The sequence below is a fragment of the Tardiphaga robiniae genome (assembly GCF_013359755.1).
GTDB lineage: Bacteria > Pseudomonadota > Alphaproteobacteria > Rhizobiales > Xanthobacteraceae > Tardiphaga > Tardiphaga robiniae.
The window spans coordinates 1-389 of sequence record NZ_JABMCJ010000030.1 but is presented as its reverse complement, the minus strand read 5'-3'; the positions used below and the strand labels follow the sequence as shown (position 1 = coordinate 389).

The 389-nt window shown below is 35.2% G+C and carries 1 pseudogene; it reads right to left on the bottom strand.

The window, feature by feature from the left end:
- Positions 1 to 170: 170 nt before the first annotated feature.
- A pseudogene (locus HP556_RS00140) lies at positions 171 to 389 on the bottom strand (AAA family ATPase); the annotation flags it as partial.

Below are 389 nucleotides of genomic sequence, written 5' to 3'. Positions count from 1 at the left end.
GTCGTAGGTAAATAACTGACCTGTCGAGCTTAATATTCTATATTGTTGTTCTTTCTGCAAAAAAGTGGGGAAGTGAGTAATGAAATTATTTCTAACATTTATCTGCATCATACCTTCCGAGCATTTATTAAGCATTTCGCTATAAGTTCTCGCTGGAAGAGGTAGTTTTTTCATTGTACTTTACCTTCATCTCTGTTCATTATCATCGCTTTTAAAACGGTTCGACCTTCTAATCCTATCTGACCATTATAATTTTTTAGAATGGTTTCATAAGAAAGCTCTGAATCAACGGACTGCGATAATAAGTGGTGGTATCCAGAATTTGTCACTTCAAGTAAAAACACCTCACGAGTTAAAACACCTAAGTTCTCACCGAATGTCTCAATATC